The sequence below is a fragment of the Actinoplanes sp. NPDC026619 genome, from assembly GCF_040638295.1.
GTDB lineage: Bacteria > Actinomycetota > Actinomycetes > Mycobacteriales > Micromonosporaceae > Actinoplanes.
Genome location: NZ_JBEZYA010000023.1, coordinates 1 through 20,721, shown reverse-complemented (window position 1 = coordinate 20,721; position 20,721 = coordinate 1). Strand labels below are relative to the sequence as shown.

At 65.1% G+C, this 20,721-nt stretch carries 22 protein-coding genes and 2 pseudogenes; 21 read left to right on the top strand and 3 right to left on the bottom strand.

What is annotated here, in order from left to right; translation table 11 throughout:
- Positions 1 to 7: 7 nt before the first annotated feature.
- Positions 8 to 1,063 carry a type III PLP-dependent enzyme gene (locus AB0E90_RS37870; RefSeq protein WP_360416666.1) on the bottom strand — a complete coding sequence of 352 codons (1,056 nt, stop codon included), beginning with the start codon at positions 1,061 to 1,063 and terminating at the stop codon, positions 8 to 10.
- 476 nt (positions 1,064 to 1,539) lie between these two features.
- On the opposite strand from AB0E90_RS37870, the gene AB0E90_RS37865 reads away from it, so the two are divergent.
- The 7 genes from AB0E90_RS37865 to AB0E90_RS37835 all read left to right on the top strand — a co-directional run bounded on the left by AB0E90_RS37865 (position 1,540) and on the right by AB0E90_RS37835 (position 9,125).
- A complete protein-coding gene (locus tag AB0E90_RS37865; protein WP_360416664.1) occupies positions 1,540 to 2,250 on the top strand; it encodes a hypothetical protein in 711 nt (236 codons plus the stop codon).
- 1,032 nt (positions 2,251 to 3,282) lie between these two features.
- On the top strand, positions 3,283 to 3,873 hold the full coding sequence (locus AB0E90_RS37860) for a hypothetical protein (protein WP_360416662.1): 591 nt from the start codon (positions 3,283 to 3,285) through the stop codon (positions 3,871 to 3,873).
- Positions 3,874 to 3,964: 91 nt separating this feature from the next.
- Positions 3,965 to 4,144: a hypothetical protein gene (locus AB0E90_RS37855; RefSeq protein ID WP_360416660.1), complete on the top strand. Its 180-nt coding sequence runs from the start codon at positions 3,965 to 3,967 to the stop codon at positions 4,142 to 4,144.
- A 138-nt stretch (positions 4,145 to 4,282) separates the two neighbouring features.
- Positions 4,283 to 5,488 carry an ABC-three component system protein gene (locus AB0E90_RS37850; RefSeq protein ID WP_360416658.1) on the top strand — a complete coding sequence of 402 codons (1,206 nt, stop codon included), beginning with the start codon at positions 4,283 to 4,285 and terminating at the stop codon, positions 5,486 to 5,488.
- Positions 5,489 to 5,499: 11 nt separating this feature from the next.
- Entirely contained in the window at positions 5,500 to 6,012 is a 513-nt protein-coding gene (locus AB0E90_RS37845) for a three component ABC system middle component (RefSeq protein ID WP_360416656.1), read from the top strand.
- A gap of 14 nt (positions 6,013 to 6,026) precedes the next feature.
- On the top strand, positions 6,027 to 8,006 hold the full coding sequence (locus AB0E90_RS37840) for a DUF3732 domain-containing protein (protein ID WP_360416654.1): 1,980 nt from the start codon (positions 6,027 to 6,029) through the stop codon (positions 8,004 to 8,006).
- A gap of 147 nt (positions 8,007 to 8,153) precedes the next feature.
- Positions 8,154 to 9,125 (top strand): DUF6308 family protein, encoded by a 972-nt coding sequence (locus tag AB0E90_RS37835; RefSeq protein WP_360416652.1) that lies wholly within the window; start codon positions 8,154 to 8,156, stop codon positions 9,123 to 9,125.
- Between the two features lie 162 nt (positions 9,126 to 9,287).
- Here AB0E90_RS37835 and AB0E90_RS37830 read toward each other — a convergent pair whose 3' ends face one another.
- Positions 9,288 to 9,632: an Lsr2 family protein gene (locus tag AB0E90_RS37830; RefSeq protein WP_360416650.1), complete on the bottom strand. Its 345-nt coding sequence runs from the start codon at positions 9,630 to 9,632 to the stop codon at positions 9,288 to 9,290.
- 1,313 nt (positions 9,633 to 10,945) lie between these two features.
- Here AB0E90_RS37830 and AB0E90_RS37825 point away from each other — a divergent pair.
- Positions 10,946 to 12,226, top strand: coding sequence for an IS701 family transposase (locus AB0E90_RS37825; protein ID WP_360416936.1), 1,281 nt, complete (start codon positions 10,946 to 10,948; stop codon positions 12,224 to 12,226).
- Here AB0E90_RS37825 and AB0E90_RS37820 read toward each other — a convergent pair.
- Positions 12,190 to 12,558, bottom strand: a complete 369-nt coding sequence (locus tag AB0E90_RS37820; protein ID WP_360416648.1) for a restriction endonuclease — start codon at positions 12,556 to 12,558, stop codon at positions 12,190 to 12,192. The two genes, AB0E90_RS37825 and AB0E90_RS37820, sit on opposite strands and share 37 nt — an antisense overlap.
- 362 nt (positions 12,559 to 12,920) lie before the next feature.
- Between AB0E90_RS37820 and AB0E90_RS37815 the strand changes: the two genes are divergently transcribed.
- From AB0E90_RS37815 to AB0E90_RS37755, 13 genes and pseudogenes are all read left to right on the top strand, one after another.
- Positions 12,921 to 13,067, top strand: a complete 147-nt coding sequence (locus AB0E90_RS37815; RefSeq protein ID WP_360416646.1) for a hypothetical protein — start codon at positions 12,921 to 12,923, stop codon at positions 13,065 to 13,067.
- 111 nt (positions 13,068 to 13,178) lie between these two features.
- Entirely contained in the window at positions 13,179 to 13,544 is a 366-nt protein-coding gene (locus AB0E90_RS37810; RefSeq protein WP_360416644.1) for a hypothetical protein, read from the top strand.
- A 165-nt stretch (positions 13,545 to 13,709) separates the two neighbouring features.
- Positions 13,710 to 14,491: pseudogene (locus AB0E90_RS37805) on the top strand (hypothetical protein).
- Between the two features lie 431 nt (positions 14,492 to 14,922).
- Positions 14,923 to 15,570 carry a GGDEF domain-containing protein gene (locus tag AB0E90_RS37800; RefSeq protein WP_360416642.1) on the top strand — a complete coding sequence of 216 codons (648 nt, stop codon included), beginning with the start codon at positions 14,923 to 14,925 and terminating at the stop codon, positions 15,568 to 15,570.
- A 175-nt stretch (positions 15,571 to 15,745) separates the two neighbouring features.
- The gene (locus AB0E90_RS37795) at positions 15,746 to 16,171 is read left to right on the top strand and encodes a hypothetical protein (RefSeq protein ID WP_360416640.1); all 426 of its coding nucleotides are present in this window, start codon (positions 15,746 to 15,748) and stop codon (positions 16,169 to 16,171) included.
- A 207-nt stretch (positions 16,172 to 16,378) separates the two neighbouring features.
- Positions 16,379 to 17,344 (top strand): DNA-processing protein DprA, encoded by a 966-nt coding sequence (locus AB0E90_RS37790; RefSeq protein WP_360416638.1) that lies wholly within the window; start codon positions 16,379 to 16,381, stop codon positions 17,342 to 17,344.
- Positions 17,345 to 17,349: 5 nt separating this feature from the next.
- The gene (locus AB0E90_RS37785; protein ID WP_360416636.1) at positions 17,350 to 18,471 is read left to right on the top strand and encodes a DUF4192 domain-containing protein; all 1,122 of its coding nucleotides are present in this window, start codon (positions 17,350 to 17,352) and stop codon (positions 18,469 to 18,471) included.
- Positions 18,405 to 18,650, top strand: coding sequence for a hypothetical protein (locus tag AB0E90_RS37780; protein WP_360416634.1), 246 nt, complete (start codon positions 18,405 to 18,407; stop codon positions 18,648 to 18,650). The genes AB0E90_RS37785 and AB0E90_RS37780 overlap by 67 nt, the downstream gene beginning before the upstream one ends.
- A gap of 12 nt (positions 18,651 to 18,662) precedes the next feature.
- Positions 18,663 to 18,800: a hypothetical protein gene (locus tag AB0E90_RS37775; protein ID WP_360416632.1), complete on the top strand. Its 138-nt coding sequence runs from the start codon at positions 18,663 to 18,665 to the stop codon at positions 18,798 to 18,800.
- 59 nt (positions 18,801 to 18,859) lie between these two features.
- The gene (locus AB0E90_RS37770) at positions 18,860 to 19,075 is read left to right on the top strand and encodes a hypothetical protein (RefSeq protein ID WP_360416630.1); all 216 of its coding nucleotides are present in this window, start codon (positions 18,860 to 18,862) and stop codon (positions 19,073 to 19,075) included.
- Positions 19,076 to 19,333: 258 nt separating this feature from the next.
- Positions 19,334 to 19,636: pseudogene (locus AB0E90_RS37765) on the top strand (transposase); the annotation flags it as partial.
- A complete protein-coding gene (locus AB0E90_RS37760; protein WP_360416628.1) occupies positions 19,633 to 19,833 on the top strand; it encodes a hypothetical protein in 201 nt (66 codons plus the stop codon). The pseudogene AB0E90_RS37765 and the gene AB0E90_RS37760, both read left to right, overlap by 4 nt.
- Positions 19,834 to 20,362: 529 nt before the next feature.
- Positions 20,363 to 20,721: helix-turn-helix domain-containing protein (locus AB0E90_RS37755; RefSeq protein ID WP_360416626.1), on the top strand; the 359-nt coding region annotated here is incomplete at its 3' end.

Genomic DNA, 20,721 nt, shown 5'->3' with positions numbered 1-20,721 from the left:
GTCCGACTCAGCGGACGACATCGTCGCAGCGGTCGACGAAAACCTGGGTCGGCGGCGGGAAGCCGTTGAACCCGGTCGCGTACGCGAGCGTGTACGCCCCCGCCGAGCCGAGATACACCACGTCCCCGACATCGATCGCTGCCGGCAGCCGGACCTCGTGGGCGAAGGTGTCGGTGGGGTCGCAGGTGGGGCCCGTGACGGTGAACGGCACGGACAGCGACCCGCCATCCACCGAGCTCGACATCGGATACCGCCAGCCACCCGGCGTCGGCAGCACCTCGCCCAGGCCGTGATACGCGCCCACCTCGAGGAACAGCCAGTTCACGCCGTCGCGCTGCTCCCGGCCGATGACCCGGGCGGCCAGCCGCCCAGCTTCGGCCACCAGGAACCGGCCCGGCTCCGCCGCCAGCAACGCCGGACGGTACGGCAGCGTGTCGAGCCCTTCGGCGATCGCCAGCCCGATCTGCCGGATCGACGGCACCGGCTCGACGTACCGGGCAGGGAAGCCGCCGCCCAGATCGAGCATCTCCAGCTCGATCCCGTCATCGAGCAACCGCCTCATCAGCGTCCCGGCCGCCGCGATCGCAGCCGGCCACGCGCGCGGATCCGTGCACTGCGACCCGACGTGGAACATCACCCCGTACGGGCGCAGCCCGAGCCGGCGCGCCGTCAGCATCAGCTGGTGCGCGTCATCGGGCCGGGCACCGAACTTGCGTGACAATGGAACCGCGCTGGCGCGGTCGTTGACCCGCAACCGCACGAACACCGCAGCGCCCGGAGCGCGCTGCGCAATCTTGACCAATTCGTTCGGCCCGTCGACGCTGAACCGCCACAGACCCGCCGCGTGCGCACCGGCGACATGCTCAGGCGGCTTGACCGGGTTGCTGTACAACACCGTGGTCGGATCGATGCCGAGCTCCTGCAACGTACGCAGCTCACCGAGGGAAGCCACCTCGAAACTCGCGCCGTTACCCGCCACCGTCCGCAAGATTTCTTGGGCCGGATTGCTCTTCATGGCGTAGAACACCGCCACACCGGGAATTGCCGCAGCCAACTCTGGCACCGGGCTTTGACCTGGGCGAGACTGGTCAGCAGGTACGGAGTGGATATGTCGACGTCCGTCTTCCGGTTGTCGATTTCAGGGACGACCGAGCCAATCATGCGTTACTCCAAAAAGGCGCCGATTGCACCCCGAGGCACTCATCGGCCGCTGCCATGCAACCAATTAATCACCCAAATCCGCTATTCGGGCAAATTTGAATCAGGCGGCGGCGGTGTTCGCGCCAGCGGAAAGCCGTTGGCGACGCATTTCCCCGAGCGCGTTTCTTAGCTGCACGGAAGGAGTCGGACCGAGGGTGCATTTGCCAGCTCGACCCTGCCCGACGTGCCGAGAGGTGAGAAGCTGTCTCTCCCTGTCCTGGGCTAACTTCCACTGTCTCGCAAGCGGTCGGTCGCGGCCGCCTAAAGGCACCCGCAAAAGTGCGCCGAAAGCCCGACCGCGCAGGAAATCACGCGATCCCACTCACACCTTCGCGCTGATTGAAGGACAGCCGCAGTCAATGGCGGACAGGCGCGGACAACTGTTTCGAGGTCGGCTTACTCCCGACGCTCGAATTCATGAGTGATCACGCCATCATCGAAGTCCAACGAATGCCCGACGCAAGCGCGAGCACCGCGCTGGCGGACGTCGACCTGCCGATGGAACCGCCGCGCACCGGCCGCGCCGCAGCGAGGTGGTTCCCGATGCTCGCGGGCGTGCTGGCGGCTCTGACGCTGCTCGTCAGCGCAGCTCTGACCGCCGCAACACCGGCGCAGGCGGCGGTCAGCTACCGCGACCTTAAATCGATCCGGTACGGCACCTGCGTCTACGCCTACGGCGACCCGCTCGAGGACACCTACCTCAAGGGGTGCAGCACGACGCCGGCGATGTACGGCAACTGGCAGGTCGTCGTCGAGGGCTCCTACAACAATCACCCACTGTGGGTGGTCAGGCGGCAATCGGGCAACTGCCTCGGCGTCGGCGGCAACGCGAGCAGCAGCTACATCTACGTCAGCTGCTCGACCGGCACATACAGCGACTGGTGGGAGGTCTTCACCACCAGCACCGGCAGATACGTGCTCAAAAGCTACGGTGCCTGGAGGCACTGGGGACAGCACAAGTGCCTGACCTTCGCGGCGTCTGGTGGAAGCGGTTCGGTCAAGCTCGGCTCATGCAGCCTCACCAGCACTGCCGACATGATCTACCGATAGCGCGGCGAGCGGAGCGTCATCTTTCTCGCGGGGCGGGCCGCTCCGCTCGGCGCGACACATCCTTCTTCCCCGGCCAGGGCCGGCAGACCAGCCTCCGGTTGATGCCGACCCTGGCGGGCCGGAGTCGTGCGGCTTCGGCCGCGCTGTCCTTTGCCCTTTCCGGCCACCCGGGGGCGCCCGCGAGTGTGGGTTCCGATCGCCGTCCGTCAAATCCCGCACGGGCTCCCAGAACCTGCCATTTCATCTCTGCAAGGTGCCCGTACGCCGTTCCACCTCCAGGCATGCCTCGGTAGTCGCGCAACGATCATCCACATACCTGCGGCATTGGGACGTGCGCTGCGCAGGCTGCCGACGGCGCTGCTCACATCGCCTCGGGAACGGCGCAGCGCGCACCAGACGGGGACGAATCAGGTTGTCCGCAGCGAACTACACGCCTGTTCTTCGCTCAAAAGTATTGCCGCTGACCTGGGTAGACGTCATCGTGAAAAGGCGGGCTGTGGGTTCTCAACGGATCTGATCCAGTCTCATCGAAACTGATCCGGCCGCCACTGGAGTTCCGCATGTCGGCGTGCGACTGGGGAGTGGAGTCGCCTACGCGACCGAGCCGGCCACGGCCAACGAGATCCGTAGAAATGGCGGCGAGCTAATCGGCGTCCTCAGCCAGTACGTACTTCAATTACCGAGAATAGTTCTAAAAGACCGCTGGCGCCTTCCGGATTTGCCGATGTGAGTGGATGCGATCGCAGCGGAGCATAGAGCTAAAAAGGAGTTCTGGATATTCCAGAGGCGATGCAACCGCCCCTATATCATTCACCTGTGGGCGACTTCCGGGCGAACGGCAAAACGAGGCCTCCTGCTACTCACCGACGCGTCTCATTGGATCCGTGGCAGCGTTGGACGACAGGAACGGTTGGAAGCGGCTTGGTACTCTTCGCTGCGTACTTGGCCGTCTATGTTCGCGGGGAGGTATCCGCTGCCGCCTTCCTAGGAGCCGGCATTATTCTATTGTATGTAGGAATAGTTGGACGCCAGTTGACCAGCTTCAAGTTGGGCGAGGCTGAAGCTGGTTTCGACAATGAAGAGGAGGTGTCAGAAGTCCTGGAGGAGGCCAAGGACGGTGCCGAGCGTGATCCGAGCGCTTCCTTGATCAAGATTGACGCGGCGATGAGGACTAACCCGCAGGCCGCAGCCAACGCCCTCACGTCCGGAAAGGCCAAGTCGGCCTTCGAGAGTGCCGCACTAAAGTTGGTCACTGACTCCAGCACTCGCACCTTGAAGGCGCAAGGCGCTTCGCAGCCCACCACGCTAGTCCTTGACGGCGACGCAGATGTAGCGATCATGATTGAATACTTGCCGTCACAGCCGCGGCTCCGGGAGGCCGCCGATCTCGCGAGACGTGCACGCGAGACGGGAGCGAAGCGGGTGCTAGTCGTTACAAACGAAGCCATTCCTGAAAAATCCGCAGACTTCATAAAGCTCATGAGCTCAGGTAAACCTCAGCTCGACTTTATTTCAGTTGCGGGCGGCATTATTGACCAACTGAGGCTTAGTGAACGCCTTCAAAAGGTTGGGATCGATGCAAAGGTTGACACGATGCCCGCTCGTGACGAGTCAAAATTGTAACTGGAATTCGAGTATCGTCAAGCTGGCGTGTCGCTCCACGCTCCACGAACCCGTGGCATAAAAGCTCCTAACGGGATCTGTTGGATCGACGATGATCAGCGTGGTGGTGAGGATCGGTCTCGGTCGGTCGGGCGTGAGCAAAGCGTGGATCGTCGATGACGAGTTGTGGAAGCTGATCGAGCTGGTGCTGCCGAGCAGCTTTTGGACCCTCAACATCGGCCGGCGACGGCGCGGATCGCTGCTTCCGTCGGAACGTCCAGCAAGTGCCTGACGAGTCTTGCTGTTAGCTGGGCTGCGTGACGGCCGTCCCGCAGGTGACGCACACCGACCTGACCGGACAAGATCGCGACGACATGCTGCGGCATCAGGTTCTGGACCTGTCCGGCCGTCAGGGTGCAGACTAGATGACATGTCGTCCGGGGAGCACAACGCCTCTGGAAGCATGGTGGGCTACCTCTACCAGGCGGATTGGTGCCTGCTTGAGTTGATCAGGCGTGGCCCTGATCGACCGGATCTCGCGATCAGCCTCGAACTGCACGACGACGTTGCTTGGGATGAAGGCGGGACGCCTCGCGAGCTTCTACAGACCAAGCATCACTTGAACTCGAATGCGGGCCTGGGTGATAAAGACAAAGACCTTTGGAAGACGGTTCTTGTATGGATCAATGCGGGTGGCCCCGGGGATTCACACGGGCCAAGGCTCGGTCTGGTGTCGACGAGTGTTGCGGCGGATGATAACGCTGCTGGCCTCCTTCGTCCGGATGAGCGTAGGAACGTTGACGAAGCGGTGCGCAAACTCGATAAGGCTGCGGCAGAATCGACCAACGAGGTCACCAAGAAAGCTCGGGAAAAGTACCTATCTCTGACTCCTGCGCAACGCGGCGCGTTCGTAGAAAGAATTTTTGTTCTTGACGGTGCTCCTCGAATCAGCGACGTTGAGGCGGAGCTTCGTAAGGCGCTGTGGAACGCCCTACCGACCGACCATGAAGACATGTTCATGGGCTTGGTATGGAAATGGTGGCATGGAGTTTCCCTGGACATGCTTCAGGGAAGGCGCTCGGGAATTACTGCGGCGGCTGCGAGAGCCGAAATAGCTGGTATTCGCAACCGCTTTGGAGATGATGATCTGCCAACTACTGTGGAGTTGGCAGATGTCGATACAGAGGGCGTTCTTCTCGCGCACGAAAATAGTCCATTCGTGCATCAATTGCGTTGGGTCCGGTGCAACTCTGTCAACCTTCGCAAAGCGATTATTGACTACTATCGAGCTGTTGAGCAAACGGTTGCCTGGGTGGACGACGATCTTATTGGGCTGCATGAGCTTAAACGCTTCGAGGAGGAACTGCGCGACGAGTGGGACCGCCACTTCGCAGACATGGTTGAGGATCTCGGCGAGAATGCTAGTGATGACGACAAGATCGCAGTTGGTAAGAACTTGCTTCGCCAACTGAGAGACTCGACGTCCGTGAGTGTTCGCGCGAAGTACAATGATGCTTTCTTTGCACGTGGCAAAAGGCATGAACTAGCCGACCGCGGCAGTGTGGGATGGCATCCTGACTTTCAGGCTTTGATGGAAAACCTAATGATCTCGACGGCTCGTCAATCGCAGGCTTAGCGCTAGGTGTAATGGTGACGCATCCGGAGGTTAATGCGCCGGCGTGGGCTGCACGCCCCTCTATACCCGCGGTAATGCTAAATCCTGCCCTATTTGCCGCACTTGCTGCAGCGGCTGCTGAGGAGTACCGGCGTCGGTCGGGGCACTACATGCCTTGGTACATGTGCTTCTTGGTTGCTCCCTTGGTGCTTCACCGAAGCACTCGGGAGGTACTGCCGCGAGATACCCGAACCCACATGGCCAACTGGGTGAGCAGTCATGCCGTGATCATTGCTGGTTTCCCAGCCAGGGCGCGCGAGCTGGTTGGTCCGGTGCAGGAGGGTATTCGGTTCGGCCTGCGACATGACGTCCTCGAGATCGATCAGGATGGTGGGCTCAGGGGAGCGCTGTCGGAGAACGCGCGACCGGAGCATGCTACCGGTGACCTGTCCGCGTTGATCCGCGCCGCTGGACTCATCGGCAGGTGGCTGACCAAATTGGACCAGCCGGCTACAGCCTTTGCGCTGCTAGGTGTGACACCCTAGTTACCGTGCAGCTCTTGGCGATTGTTCTCTACAGCAAACGGGGTCAGAAGAGGGTCGTCGGCTTCAAGCCGGGTGCTCTCAACATCGTTACAGGCGAGTCGCAGACTGGTAAGAGCGCTCTAGTGGCGATCGCGGACTACTGCCTGGGGCGCGACGAGATCATGGTTCCCATCGGCCGCGAGTTCGCGACGGTGGCTTGGTACGGGGCGCTATGGCAACTCCACGGGGGGAGAGCTTTCGTCGGCCGCCCCGCTCCTGCTCCTGGGAGGGCTTCCTCAACGGTCGCCATGCTTGAATTCGGAAGCAACCTCGATGTCCCTGAATTTGAGGATCTGGAGCCCAACACGGATTCGACCTCTCTCCGGCAGCAGCTCAGCCGGAGGATCGGAATCGAGGAGCATCTTGCGGAGCCTCCGCCCGGCTCTCTTCGCCGAGCTTTCGAAGTCGGCGTAGGGCAAGCAGCTTTGCTTTGCCTCCAAGGTCAAGATGAGATTGACAGCTCGCAAGCGCTCTTTCATCGAGCCGGTGACAGAGCGATCGCGGACTCGATTCGCGATGCTTTTCCTTACTTCCTCGGAGCGGTTCCTCAGGATCAGGCGGTCAAGCATGCTCAGTTGAGGGACGCACGCCGCGCATTGAGCCGGCTGGAAGCTCAAGTCCGGGCGGCTGAGCTCAGAAGCGCGAACCTCGATGCTGAACTCCGGGCGCTGCTCAATGAGGCTTCAAGCGTGGGGTTGGTGGGTGAGTCCACGCTGCCTGACGACCGCGCCGCTATGATTCTCTTGCTCCAGCAGGCGCGCGTTCGTCCTATTGCCGAACCTGCGCCGTTGCCTGATACGGCGCAACAGGATCGTCGTATGGGGCTCGAGCGGCGTAGCCGTGAATTGCACCGACTGCTGAAGAGGGTGATGTCTGACCGAGCGCTCCTTCTTGACCAGCAAGATGGGCAAAGCGGCTATCGTAGTGCCATCGAGTTGCAGGTGGGGCGTCTGCAGAGTCTAGGTCTTCTTGACCTTCTGCCGCCTGATGCCGAAGCTGATGAACACTCTGCATCGGAGCAGGCAAGCATTTGCCCTGCGTGCAGCAACTCCTTGGTGGATGGCCGAGATCGTACAAATGTGGATCTCGGGCACAGCCTTCGTTCCCTGCGGAGTCAGCTTGGTGATCTAAGAGCTGCGCCGCCTGCGCGACGGGGCGCTCTCGAACGCTTGGAAGCGGAGGCTAGTCGTCTGAGGGACGAGATTTCCGCTGTTGATGGCGCACTGGAAGGGCTTCTTAACTCCGCCCGAATCAACGAAGATGTTCCGGTCAGTGCCGTCGACTTCACGCGAGGGCGCATTGATGCTTCGCTGGCTAGGATCGAAGCGCTCGATGAGCGAGAAATGATTATCCTTCGTTCCAGATTGCTTGACGCCGAGCGTAGAGTGCAGGCACTTGAAGCTGAACTGAATGATGATCAAGACCGGGAAGAGCTGACATCAAGATTGTTGGCCATCAGTCGAGACATGACCTCCTACGCTAGGTACCTAGGTTTGGAGCACTCAAGTGACAATGTTCGTTTAGAGCTGTCCCGGCTCACGGTCGTCGCGGATACTGAGGAGGGCCCCGCGCCGCTGTTTAGGATCGGCAGTGGGGCGAACTGGGTCGGCTACCACCTCGTTACGCATCTTGCTTTGCATAAGTATTTCGTGCGTCAGAGCCGTCCACTACCGAGATTCTTAATTCTCGATCAGCCGAGTCAGGCTTATTACCCGTCGGCCGCACGGGCTGGAGCGCAAACGCGGGACGCGGATCCGGAAGCCGTAAAGCGACTCTTTAAGTTGATTTTTGATGTGGTGGAATCTCTTGAGGGCAGACTTCAGGTGATTGTCATAGACCATGCCGAGGAACCTGAAGAGTGGTTTGAGCGTTCCGTCGTGCACAACTGGCGTGACGGTGAAAAGCTCATTCCCGTGGGATGGCTTGAGGAGGTCGCGGATGAAAGTTCCTCGTAGAAGCCTTACCTGGGGGGTATGACCCCTTCGGATCTTCTAAGGAGACCGCCGCGTGATAGCCATCTCTAATGGGTGGCATGGACAGAATAAACGCTCTCTCATGGCCGCGACCATGGCGCAACGGATGCTCGTTGGCAGTGACCTTCCGTGTTGCAGCAGGCCGACGAAGCGGCGGGCAGCCGGGTGCTGCGTCCCGCCCGCGACAGCCAGCAAGACCAGATGCGGCTGAACAGGTGCGACCCTTGGGTGGCTTCCCCAGATGCCGTGTCGGCGTCACCCGTCGATCTCCTGGTGGCTGGCCGTACGGTGTTCGCTGTGACTACAGATCTCCCGGAGATGGTCATCGACCCTGCCGCAGCAGGGTTTGACGGCGACGTACTGGCTCCGGTCCCAGTGGCGGATGCGGCCCGACGAGTACTCGCCTTCTGCACGGAGCCGCGCAGCGGATGGATCACTTACCACCTTGCCGCCCGCAGCACCCGTGCGTCCGGCCTGTTCGACCACGTCACCACATGGTCGCTGCTCTTCGCCAACGCGCTCGCCGGCCGGGTGGACATCGAGGACGTGGCAGGGTTCTCACTCGACCGCCGCCGGGATTTCGCTGCCCGGGTCATCGCCGTCCCGGAAGACACCGACCTGCACACCATGGACGACGACGAGGTCGCCAAGGTCGTCGACCTGTGCCACTTCGGGTACCCCGGCGTCTGGGGACCAAAGACCACCAAATTGGCTGCCCTGTACCGGCCACAGGCAGTTCCCGTGCTCGACGGACACGTGGCGGAAGTGTTCGGTTTCAACCGCGACGGCTTCTCGAACAAGGCACGCCAGCATGGCCTGGACCGTCGCGAGCGTATCGACAAGGTCGTTCGCGTCCTGGCGATCTGGACTCGCATTCACCGCGCCGAGATAGCGGCCCTCCGGGAGGCCGTGACGCCAACCGTTCCCGAGATCCACGATCTGCCGGACCTTCAATTGATCGATATCGTCTTGTGGACATCGCAGGACGATAAGCCCGCATATCGGCGTCCGGGCCAGGGCGCCCGATGGGTCACCCGGCCGATCGGCCGGCATTTCGCAGCCGACGAACTACGGCCGGTGCCGATCATCACAGCCGAATGATGGCACCGGAGGGATTCATGCTCGACGGCAGCGCGACTCAACCTTCAGGCTCAGCACCCGGGGTGTCCGAAGCGCCCATTTGCCGTCGTCCGTGCGCGGATCTAGCCGCCGACCGTGAGCGCAGCTTGCGGCAAGCAACACCTCGGTAGGCGGGTGATCTGGTCAGCGTTTGGTGTGGAACGCCTCGACGATCGAGGCCGGGATGCGTCCTCGCTCTGACATCTCGTATCCGTGTTTGATGGCCCATTCACGGATCGCCTGGTTCTGCTCCCGGCTCGCCCTGCTGGGCGCAGCTGCGGCGCGTGGAGCGATGCGTCCGCTCGCGCGGGCTCGGCCAATGCGGGTGGCGGCCGCCAGGTAGGGATCGAGTGCTTTGCGGAGCCTGCCGACGTTCTTGTCGGACAGGTCGATGGTGTAATTGACGCCGTCAAACCCGAACTCGAGGGTCCGGTCTGCGTCACCGCCGTCGAGGTCGTCCGTGAGCACCGTAATGGTTTGCTTGGCCATAAGTTTCTTCGCTTTCCGAATTGCGGTGGGCCGCGCGTTCATTACGCCGCCATGGTCTAACCATAGGCGCTGCGTTGATCACATCGCCCAGCGCATCAAAGAAGCCGGGGAGCAATTTGGCCTGCTGGCCTTGTGGAGCCCTCGTCCGGATGCGCCGCGTAGATGGCTTGGCGCTCGGTGGGGACGCGGCCGGCAGACTGATCGGCCGGTTCGGGCGGGAACCGGCCGGCGAGATCGGTGAGATGCGGTGGTATGGAAGCTCGGCGACATCTGGTGTAGGAGCTGCCGAATAAAGCCACCGGGCGCCGGCAGAAATTGACGTGCCCGGAGCAATCGGGGTCGGTAACAATGGGTGTTATGGGTGACTCTACGGCTCGTACCTGGATCGTGCAGCTGGTGGCCAAGGCCGGTTTTCGGTTCGAGGAACGGCAGCAGCTGGCGATTGTCGCCGACTCGGCTTCGACTGTTCCGATCCACGGTGTGCGTCTGCGAGACCACGTCGGTTGGGCGACTGAGGATCACAGTGAAGGTGCACCCACATACGTCGGGGCCTTCGTCGCCGAGGCCAGCGGGGTGTTCAGTTCCAAAGAGGAAGCCGTCTCGGAACTGGCCAACCGGGCGAACCCGTACTTCCAGGTGTTGGCAGTAATTGCGAACGCCGCTGTAGAGGAGCCCGAAGATCTACTTGCCTACTGTCCACCGGTCGATCCAGTCGACACAGGTGAGTTCGTGGTGCAGCGCCACTCACAGGCGCGCGCACCTGCAGGGCCTCTTTTACTGGTACGAACGTTCGGGTGCGCGCGCACCGCGCCAGTACCGCTGCTCCTTCACTCACCGACTCGAAGATCGCAGTCAGGCTCGAGAGGATAAGCACGACGGGAATAACAAAGAACAGCGCGGCCGTCAGCAGACCTGTGCGAGGCGCGCCGTTGGTCCACCACGCCGCGACGAGCATCCATGCCATTGGCAACACCAGCGCCGGCAGGACCACCAGCCAGCCCAGATCTTTGGCCGTCAGCGGGGTACACGGCCGGCTCGGGCACCACCACCGGATCGGTGCGTCGCACAACGCCAGATACGCCCACTGGTTCACGGCGACCAGGGTGCCATTGTCACGCATGATGAATAGGGCCACCCGCTGATCGCTGAGTTCGGCCCACGCCCTAGTACGGCAGCCGCCGTTCGTGAGGTGACCTCGGATCCCGCAGAAATGAGGACGGCCACCGCATGATCGTCTGTGCGTTGTGGACACAACATCAGACCTTGCGGTGGCCGAGAGCCACAGCCTAGATCCTGCCCGCTGGCGACAAGCCATCGACCTGGTGACCGGCTCGTTCGCGGGCCGGTTCGCCCGGGTCGAACCCCGCCGGACGGCGGCCGGGTTCGTCACCGGCCTGCTCACCGACCTGGAAATCAAGACGTGCTGGCAGTTGGCCGAGCAGGCGGGGCATGGTCGCCCGGATGCGATGCAGCGGCTGCTCTACCGGGCGAAATGGGACGCCGACGCGGTGCGTGACGACGTGCGTAAGGTCGTCGCCGACCGGTTCGGCGACCCCGACGGGGTCCTGGTGGTCGACGAGACCGGCGATCTGAAGAAGGGCATGCACACCGTCGGCGTCCAGCGTCAATACACCGGCACCGCAGGCAGGATCGAGAACGCCCAGGTCGGTGTGTTCCTGGCCTACGCGAGCAGACACGGCCACACCCTGATCGACCGCAGGGTCTACCTGCCGAAGTCCTGGACCGGCGACCGTGACCGGTGTGAGCAGGCCGGCGTCCCGGACGACGTCGCGTTCGCCACCCGATCCGAGCTGGCCGACGACATGATCACCGCCGCGGCCCAGGCCCTGGTCCCGGCCCGATGGGTCGCCGCGGACGAGGCCTACGGCAACAACACCGGCCTGCGGGCCCGGCTGCGGGAACTGCGCCTGGGTTACGTCCTGGCCGTCTCCTGCGATCATCTCGTGCCGATCGACGGCGGCAAGACTCGCTGCCGCGCCGACCGTTTGGTAGAGGCCCTGCCCGCCACCGCGTGGACCCGGCGCAGTGCCGGGGACGGGTCGAAAGGACCACGGTTCTACGACTGGGCCTGGCTCGCCGACGTCGGCGCCGACGGTGACCCGGACGACGACGGCCGGCACAGTCTGCTGATCCGCCGCAACAACCTCACCGGCGAACTGGCCTTCTACCGCTGCTGGACACCCGGGCCGGCCGCCCTCGCCCAGCTCGTGCGGGTCGCGGGAGTCCGCTGGATCGTCGAGGAATCGTTCCAGGCCGGAAAAGGCCAGGTCGGTCTTGACCAGCACCAAGTCCGCCGATGGACGTCCTGGCACCGGTTCACCACCCTGGCCCTGGCCGCCCTCGCCGTCCTCGCGATCTGCGCCGCCGACACCCGAACAGCAGACCGCCACACTCAACCCGACATGATCGACCTGACCGTCAACGAGATCCGCCGTCTGATCAACGTCATGCTGATCCGGCCGACCCGCAGCATCGCCTACCGTTTGCGCTGGTCAAACTGGCGACGCCGCCACCAAGCACGAGCCAGAAGAGCCCACTACGCCCGCCGCCTCAACCTCGAAATCCAGCCATGATCACGAATGGCGGCTGCCGTACTAGCCGCCGCCGTGTACCCGTACGAGGCGAAGAACAGGCACGTCTGCCCCGGCTCCGCGGCACCGGCGAGACGCTGCACCTCCCGGATGCCGACCGGCGTCGTGCGCCATCGCTTCACTTGAGCGACCGCCCCGGCGGAGATCACGTCGATGCCGTTGTCGTGGCCAGCCGCGGTCAAGGCGGCATCGCTGTACCCGAGTCGGTGCAGCCACCGGCCCGCCGTGTTCTCCGCATCCCGTTCGGAACGGAACAGGACGGCGTATGCCTCCGCCCCCAAGTGCGGGTCGCATGTGTCATACCAGCCGGTCATCCGCCGACCGTAACGCCCGGGTACGACGTTCTCGCCCGGAGTTCAGGGCGGCGACCAGGTTCGGCCCGCGACCACCCTCCGTTTCCGTCCCGCACCCAACCCCTGCCGCACCGGTCCTGAACAGCCGCCCTCCGGCCGACCTGAACAGCCGCCCGAGGACCACTGGGCACAGCCTTGCAGCCGACGTACGTAGTTCAACCCGATCGATTGCTTCCAGCTGGCCCACAACCTAGTCGTAGAGGCGGCTGGCCGGGGATGCCGCCGGGCTGGGGACGCGGCACGGTCCCGGCTGGTCTTGACGTCATCAAGCCACGTCCCGGCGAACGCCCCGCGTCGTCGTCCCTCGCTATCACCGCTGTCCCATGAACGGCGATAGCGCGTCGTCGCGTGAAGCGGGGCGCCGGGACGGGCTGGACACCGCCTGCGCCCGGCCGGGTCTTGTCGTGCCGTCCCGCCCGGCCGGCATCCCACCGCGCCGCCGGGCTTCCGCCTTCCTGGAGGTGCCATGACGCCGCCGACCGGTAAACGACAGGCCTTCTACGTCGATGCCACTATGCAGACTGAGCACGGCTTCATTCCCTCGGTCGTCACTGAGAACGAGCCCGGCTGGCCATACCCCGATGCGCGGCAACGGACCGCTGGCATCGCCGTGGTACTGGGGCGACGACCTCGTCACCGCTCGCCGGATCGCTGCGCAGGCCAATGCCACTCTCGGTCTTACCGACAGCGACGTCCGCGACATTGTCGCGTCGTCGTTTCGCGCCTCCGAAGCGATCACCGAAGCCGGGCGGATCATCCGCTCGATGGTTGCCGGCGCCATTTCGTACGACGTGGCCAGCGGCGACGAGCCGAGCGCCGGATGGATCTTGCGGCGGGTGACTTTGGCCGACGGCACGCTCATCGACCACGATCACCCGATCCTGGCGATGATCAGTAGCGCCGTCGAGCCCTGCCTTACTTGCGTTGCCTGGGGGAGCCTGGGGTGACCGAGACGCGGACAGTGTGCTGCGCATCGACGTACGCACCGGCCGTTGGCTGCGAGAGCCGTGAGCGCAGCACCGCGACGCGCCGCGTCCCTGACTCGCGAGCAACGACGTCAAGTTCCGCCCACGACCAGAACCGGGACCGCAACAACGGATCAGCTGGCCCTGATGTGGCCGATCGACACACCAGGTCCTCCTGACCGACGGTCAGCTCGACCGGCCCGGCTCCTGACGCAGAGCAACCGCAGGCTCAAGCACATCGGCGTGTGGACGCGGAGCCTGCCGGCCCGGGCCGGGCGACTGCCGGACGGGCGTCCCTACAACACCTGCCCGTCGGCGGGTATCTGCCAGCACATTTGCTACGCCCGGTATCACGGTGCCTACCTGTGGCCTGTTGCCCGTAGCCGGCACAAAGCGAACCTGCGTTTCGTGCTCGATCTGCCAGGCTGGCAGCAGGCGACGATCGCTGAACTGCAGGCGCCCCGTTTCGCGGGCGGTGGGTCAGAATCCATGACGCGGGCGACTTCTTCTCGACGACTACCTGCGCGCCTGGACCGGCATCTGCCTGGCGTGCCGGATGTCCATTTCTATTGCCACACAAAGGAAGCCGACCGGTTCCGACGTCTGGTGGAGCGCGACCCGCCCGACAACCTGCATTGGTGTACTCCTACGGCGGGGTTCAGGACCGCTCGCTGAATCCGGGGGTGGACCGGGTCGCCGACGTGTTCCCCGACGAGGACTCGATCGACCGGGCCGGCTGGTCATCCCAGCATGCCTCCGACCTGCTCGCTGTGCTGGGCCCGCCGCTGGTGGGGATATCGGCCAACCGCATTCCGGCGTTTCTGAAGCGGATCGCCGATCGCCGATTCAGCACGTGGCAGGCCGCGGATACCGCCGCCCGCGCTGCACGGCGCGCCGCAACCGTCAAAGACCGGCGAACGCCGTCATGACGGCACCACGCATCGGGCCGGCCGGGGCCACGGGAGGCGGACGGCGGTGCTGGCCCGGCACGGTGGCACGCCCCCCGGGGCGGCCGCAAGCCGAGGCGAGAACATCTTGGCCTTCGGCCAGAGATCTTCTCGTCCCTGATGCCTTGCGCCCGCCGATCCGGGGCCGGCCCCGGGCCTGCGGGGCCAGCACGCGCTCGTCACCTCGGCGCGGGAGCCGCCGACAGCACAGGCCGACAGCATCCCTCCCAAGGGTGTCTTGTCGCGTTGGCGCAGGCGGCGGCCGTATCCGCCTCCCGCCGGGGTGATCACCGTTGTCCGCGAAGCAGCCGGACGATACGGCCATCACCTCTCGGTACCTGTGTCTCTGCCCGTCCGACGCGCGGCCCCAGGGCTGCTCGCGTGGGCGGCCCTACCGTGAGAGGTAGTTTCTCGTGCGTAAAACCCTGGTTGCCGGCTTTGCTGCAGGTGCACTGGTCGGCGCGCTCGCTGGTCGCCTCAGTGCGACGCCAACTATCCGCCTCCTGCGCCGGCAGAACGACGCGCTGGTCGAGCAGGTCCGCAGCGACCGGCTCACGGGCGTGCTGAGCCGGGCCGGACTCGAGGAAGCGTACGCCGCGACCAGCGACCGCGGGCGCTTCGTGATCGTGATGGATCTCGACACGTTCAAGTCCGTGAATGATGAACACGGTCATCCCACCGGTGACCGAGTGCTGAGCGCGCTCGGCACCCGCCTGGCCGAACTCGCATCACGGCACCACGGGTGGGCGGGCCGGCTCGGTGGAGACGAATTCGCACTGATCCTGGCCGACTGCACCACGTCGGAGGCGCAGCAGACCGCAACCCAAGCGGTGGCCGCCATCATCGCCGGCAGCCGCACCGGGCCGGTGCACGTGCGTGGCAGCGCGGGGATCGCCTTCGCGGCGGCCACCACCTCGTGGTCGAACGCTCTGACCGACGCTGACATCGCGCTGTATCAGGCGAAGAAGCGGGGCACGGTCACGCTGTTCGAGCCGGGCATGACGTACCCCCAGCGGCCGGTGCCTCGTCGGCGTGCCCGCGACGTACGCGCGACGAACTAACTGCCGCGTCCTGGCGAGTGTGGCGCAGCGGCGCGTCTTCGAGACGAGCCATCCCAGCAATCCGGCCCTGCTTGGCACTGCCTTCTGGCCCTGTGCGGCCGGGCCGCGAGGACCACACGCCAGTCGATGCCCGCACCGCCCAGCCTCGCACTGCCACCTTGGAGGAGGTCCTCTGATGATGTTCCACGTCACCGTCTTCCACAACGCCCATGGCCGGTTCATTCCCTTCCGCGGTGATCACCGGCTCCTGTCAGCCTTCGCCTTCTCCCGGGCCCTGCCGCAGGACACCGTGGCCGAGCAGCTCGCGGAGTGGACGTTCTGCCTGTTCAACACCGACCCAGACACGCTGGTAGATGATGCCTCGACGCTCGATACCGCATCGGCGTCCCAGCTCGCCTGCCGGTACCGGCTTCAGCGGCTGCGGTCGCCTTCGGTCGGTGACGTCGTACGGGTCAGCACATCCACGGCGGTGTGCTGGCTGGCGTGCGATGGCCTCGGCTGGAGCGCCATCGCGCCGCCGACGAACGTGCACACCATTGCTGCCAGCCGCACCAGCACAACCTGCGACGGCGATCAGCCGCGCAACGAGCCGTTGCCGTAGGGCCGGGCACGTCGGCGACGGTCACGCAATCCCTGCTCTGCAGGAAGCGATGCGCGACGGCGTCTACGCCGCCAGAGCGTTCGGCAGCGGCAAGTCCCTCTTTGCCTTTCCCGTCCATCCGCCTGGCAGCTGCACCAGTTCCGTTCCTGCCTGTGGCCTCACCTGGCCCCAGCACATCCGTATGCGTTCGCGAAGGGAACACCCTTTATGAGCAACCGCAGTACCACCTCGACGCCGGAATCCGCCGGCGAGGCAGACCGGATTGCCCGTGCCGCCTTGACCTTGCTGATCGAGCCGGGCCACCGAACCGTCTGGTCCATGGTCCAGCAGGACGGCGCTTCGACGGCACTGGATCGCCTGCTCGCCGGTGACGTCCCGGATCCGGCACTGCGCGCGGTGGTGACGGTCCGGACGGCCAGCGGTGACGTGCGCCGTTTCGCACAGATCGCGTTGCGCCGTGCGCAGCGACTCGGCGCACGGCTGGTAATGCCCGGCGACAGTGAGTGGCCGGCACCGGTGGACGACCTTGCCCAGCTCGAACCCGGCACCGACAGGGTGGACCACCATTCTGCGCCGCCGCTGTGCCTGTGGGTCCTCGGTGACCGATCGCTGAGCGAGGCGTTCACCCGGTCCGTGGCGATCGTGGGAGCTCGGGCGGCAACCCCGTACGGCAACCAGGTCAGCGCCGATCTCGCCCAAGATCTCGCCAGCCGAGGGTGGACCATCGTGTCCGGCGGCGCATTCGGAGTGGATGCGGCCGCGCATCGGGGCGCCCTGGCCGCCTGCGGCGTGACCGTTGCCGTGCTGGCCTGCGGGATCGACCGCCCCTACCCTGTCGGCAACTCCGCGCTGTTCGACCAGATCATCGCCGACGGTCTCCTGGTCAGTGCGTGGCCTCCCGGCACCGAGCCACTACGGCATCGCTTCAGCATCCGCAACTGGCTCACCGCCACCTCCGGCGGCACGATCCTTGTTGAAGCTACCGCGCGCAGCGGCGGGGTGCAGATGGTGAGCCGGGCGCTCGATCTCAAGCGGCCCGCGATGGTTGTTCCCGGTCCGGTGACCTCAGTGTTGTCGGCGGGTTGCCACGGCGTCCTACGTGCCCATTCTGCTGCGCGTTTGGTGACGTCGGCCGGTGAGGTGATCACCGAGCTGAGCCGGACCAGCCACTGAGTCCGATGCCCATGGGGGCATCGGCAGGCGGGTCCGGCCGGATGCCCAACGACAACCGCGGGTTGTCCGGCGCGTTGCTGGCAGCCGGTGGTCGTCGCTGCCCGCAAGCGCCTGTACCGGCCCCGTCCCGGGCCGGCCAGGGCACTGCACCCGGCCCACCCACCCTCGCGGTCACCGCTGGCCAAGGCGCGGTTGCGGGCGGACGGGCCGGTCTGGTCCCTGGCCTGCCTCGGGCCGTCAGGGCCGGTCCACGCCCGGGGTCAGCGCGACCCCCCAGGCGCCCGACTTCGACCGATACACCGGCGAGGCGCTTGCCGCAGGTCCGGGGTCGCGACACCTGCCACGCCCTCAGGAGTGTGATTTCTGTGCTTGGCCCTGCACCGTCAGTCGTCCACGGTCCGGCTGACCTGCTCGCCACCATCCCGTACGTGCTGGGATACCACCCCCACGAGAGCGTCGTCGTCTTGTTCGTCACCGGCGACGGGCGCCTCACGTGTGCGCTGTGTGTCGGCCGGCAGGCACCGGACTCGCTCATCATCGCCGAGAGCAGCACCGCCGCTTCCCGCGCGGACGCCAACCGCGCCTTCGTCGTCGGTTACCGACCACAGTCGGACCGCGATCGACTCGCCGGGATTGCCGACTCGCTCAACATGGCGGTCACCGTCCAGGCATGCCTATTAGTCGACGACGGCAGGTACTACTGCCTCAACGACGGGTGCCCCTGCACACCCGAGCACGGCGCCGCCCTGGATCCTTCCAGCACGGTCATCGCCGCAGAAATGACCCTGGACGGCCGCGTGGCACTGCCGTCGCGTGAGGACTTCAACACCTTCGTTGCACCGGACCCCGACGCGCAGGCCCGCACCGCCGCCGCCCTGAACCGGGTGCCGGACCCGCTGGCGGATCCGGTGGCCGTCGTGAACGCCAGCCTGGATATCGCGTCCGCCGGCGATCAGCTCAACGATGAGCAGGCGGCGTATCTGGTGGTTGCGCTGCAGGACAACGACGGCCGCGGTGCGGCATGGGCGGCCACCACGGGTGAGACCTGGCAGCACGATCTGTGGCTCGACCTGATCCGCCGGGTGCCCGAGCACTGCGTGGCGGCGCCGGCGAATCTGGTCGCCTGAACGCCTGGCGGCGCAGCGAGCCGGCGCTGGCCTGGGCGGCGCTGGCCAAGGCCGCGCAAGCACTGCCGGACAACACCATGTCGGAGCTGATCGGCGTCGTGCTCACCGCCGGTATCAATCCGGAGACGCTGCCCTGGCCGCTGCCCGAGGGCACCGACCTCGAGGGCCTTCTGCCGTAGCGGCCGTCCGCGGTGTCCCAGCGCTCACCGTGCTGGGACACCGCGTTCTGGCACGGCCCCTGCCCGACCGTCGACGCCGTCATCGGCCGCCGGTCGCTGCTGCTGCTCGATCAGCGAACCCCCGCACGCGCCCTCCTCCGGCACGCCTAGCCGCACCCCCGGCCACCCGACCGGAGCCCATCCCCTGACTGACTGAAGGAGATTGTTTCGTGGACGACGTCGCATCCGCGGATTTCGCGGATCACCCGGCCATTGCTGCCACCACCGCTGCACCCCAGTCGTTGGACACGCTGGCGTACCCAATCTCGCCGGAGTACGTGAAGTCCTGGACCCTTACCTGCATTTGTCAAGCGAAGTGGCTGGTCAAACAACTGACCATCTTTCAGGCATGTGAGGCACGGATCCTTGGTGTCCGTTGCCAATGACGCCCGGGACCCAGAGTGTTCCGCTCAGGTGTCGGCGTACGGCTCCCTGCGCAGAGCCAGGTAGGGCAGACGTACACAGATAACGGCACCGGGCGTGCCAATCTTGGACGACTGCCAGCCCGATCGTCGTCCTTCGGCTACCAACGCTGAGTTACCGGCGGAGCCAGGCCACGCTCGGATCGCGGCAAATCCAGAGGCCGAGCCAGTCGTCGAGGTTCATAGGTTGGGCCGTCCAGGCGCGAATCTTCACGGCGGCCTGCCCGCGCGGACCTGCTCGCGTTCACCGGCTTCCCGCAACAGATCTGGCGCCAGATCTGGTCGAACAACCCCAACGAACGTCTCAACAAAGAGATCCGCCGCCGCACCGACGTCGTCGGGATCTTCCCCGACCGCGACGCCGTCATCCGCCTCGTCGGCGCCGTGCTCGCCGAACAACACGACGAATGGACCGAAGGCCGCCGCTACTTCGCCTTGGACGTCCTCGCCAAGGCCCGCGACACACCCACCAACACCACCGCGGCTACCCCCGCGCAGCTGCCCGAACTGGAGACCGCAGCATGACCGACCTGACCGGCGGGTCCGCCATCCCCGACCCCGCCGAACGCGCCGCCCTCAACGCCGCTCTACAGGCGAACGGCACCGAGACCGGCTTCTGGGACGACCAAGGCCGTCCTGCACCCTGGCCCGACGACATCGACCAATGGCGACCGGAAACCGGCGGCCACACCACCCACCAGCCCGGAGAACAACCCTTCTAGCCAGCACAACTCGAAAGATCAGCCGTTACACCACTTCCAGGGGCTTGACCCTGGTTATCTATTCGTCGGGTTCCAGGTCAATGCCAGCACGCCACGTTTCCGCGGCATAACGACGGTTCGGTCATGAGATCCGGCTCGAGCGCTATCTCTACACGGCGGATCAGACTGCTGCCCGGATCGAAGCTGCCGGATGGTGGTAGATGCGCCGCCCGGCACGACGTGGTCAGGGCTAGGAAGAGATGACCAGGCGGTTCTGCTGGCCAACGCCCGATGGAGAGCGTCCGCGGTCTCCGCCGCCTGGGTTCCTTGTCTCGCCGCGCGCTGTTCCGGCGACAAGTCCAGCGAGCCGGGCACGCTAGCGTCGGGCACGGCCAACGGCTCGGCGTACCCTGGCGGCGTTTGTCCTGACGCTGCCGATACGGCTACCACCTGGGCGTACACCGGCAAACCAGCCAGGTGCGACCAGACCGCTCGGCTTGAGGTAGTGTCCTGAGTCTTTAATTCGCCGTCAGTGGGTACGGTGGTGCGTATGCCTTCTCCGGTAGCAGTGCCCATCGTGCTCACCGACGACGAGCGAGAGCAGTTGCAGGCGTGGTCCCGGCGGCCGACGTCGGCGCAGGCGTTGGCGTTGCGGTCGCGGGTGGTGCTGGCGTGTGCTGACGCGCCGGACAGCGCGAACACGGTGATAGCGCAGGGACTCGGGATCTCGCGGGGCATGGTGACCAAGTGGCGTAACCGGTTCGCCGTCGATCGCCTTGACGGGCTGCTCGACGAGCCTCGGCCGGGCCGGCCTCGCACGATCGCTGATACCGCGGTCGAGCAGGTGATCACCACGACGCTGGAAACCACGCCGAAAGACGCCACGCACTGGTCGACTCGCTCCTTGGC